The following is a 1354-nucleotide window of genomic DNA, read 5'->3' as shown; positions in this document are numbered from 1 at the left end:
CATGTCCAAATAGTTCGGTTTTAAGGGAACCAATTTAAACTTTAAAAAAATGCAAAAAACTTGCTACTGGGATAGCTATGCGCTGTCCCCAGAGAGAGAACTGTCTTCTTATCTGCGTAAAAAATGTGTTCCTATCATCAAAAAACGAACTATGATCACTCTTTTATCCGAACGATTCTTTAAAAATGTGTCGTTACCAATTTCCGAAAGCTCCGTGCAATCGGCGATGAAGTATGTCATGAAGGAAAGACCGGCACAGCGTTATTACTCGCTTATGATCCGCCTGCTAGAGCCTTCGGATTCTTTCAGTATGGTTGTGCGCAATGACAATACCGATGTACTGCGGATTTCATTGATCAATATGACCGTCTATGAGATTTATCTCTTTGCTTTGGGACTGCCGGCTAACTTTCCGACTAACCAAATACTGGTGTTAGGAGAGAATAAGGAGCAGTTCATACCAACAGAGAAAGGAGAGAGTGTCTCTTCATATTGTTATGAACTGGCGGTACCTGCACGGACAGAAAGGGAAGAGTATCGACAACGAATACTGAACGATCTCAACAAGCACTTTGGAATAGAAGTGACCTTAGAAAGATTGACCATCGTAAAAGATAGTCGCAAAGTATTGAGTATAGCAGGAGAGTCTGTAGAGTTGATCTGGGAGGAACAGCTTATGATGATCATTAAAGCCAAAAGAACGGTAAAAGAAAACCAAGAGTTAATCTTAGAAAAGTATTAGTAAAGTTTCACTACCTGTGATCTCCGGATGCTGCCGAGGGAAAAAGGCTTGATGATCTAGTCTCCCTTGGTAGTAAACGGAGCAGGGAAGCTTTATGTCCAAAAAATTAAAATAATGAACATAAACATACAATATATAGTCAAGTTCTGGGATTATCTCCGGAAACTATTTAAACCTGAAAGGGAAGGTGTGCTGTTGAGTAGAAAGCTGACGGAATTACCTGAATATTCTGTTGCTAAAAATGTGCTTAAAAATAATATTGCACATGCAACTAATGTTATTTTAATCAGTCAATATGCCTTCGATGAAGGTTCGACAAACGTTCGGGATAAACTTGGGACTAGTTCGGGACTGATTCGGAAATCCTTCGGCAGTTCTTCGACTGCTGTTCGGCAAGTTGTCGAAGGCCAGTCGAAGCGCAGTCGAACAGCACCCGAACAAGCCTCGAAGGAGTGTCGAACACATATCGAAGCGGAGTCGAACAACACTCGAACAGGTGTCAAACAAAAGATATCAGGCAGAGTAAATTCTGATTTTTTCCTAACCAACTTAACACCAACTTCTAAGTTTCTGCGACTGGGCTTCGACTCGGCATCGGGATTTCATCGGCTA

Annotated in this window: 2 protein-coding genes; both read left to right on the top strand. The window is 41.4% G+C overall.

Annotated elements, in window-relative coordinates; genetic code table 11:
* Positions 1-49 precede the first annotated feature (49 nt).
* Entirely contained in the window at positions 50-742 is a 693-nt protein-coding gene (locus L950_RS25320; protein WP_021191800.1) for a hypothetical protein, read from the top strand.
* A 114-nt stretch (positions 743-856) separates the two neighbouring features.
* Positions 857-1354 (top strand): hypothetical protein (locus L950_RS25315; protein WP_037527371.1); only part of this gene is annotated, 498 nt, incomplete at its 3' end.

Source organism: Sphingobacterium sp. IITKGP-BTPF85 (genome assembly GCF_001006065.1).
In the GTDB taxonomy this organism is placed as follows: Bacteria; Bacteroidota; Bacteroidia; order Sphingobacteriales; family Sphingobacteriaceae; genus Sphingobacterium; species Sphingobacterium anhuiense.
Note: the sequence above shows the minus strand (reverse complement) of the source record. Positions and strands in the feature narration are given on the sequence as shown.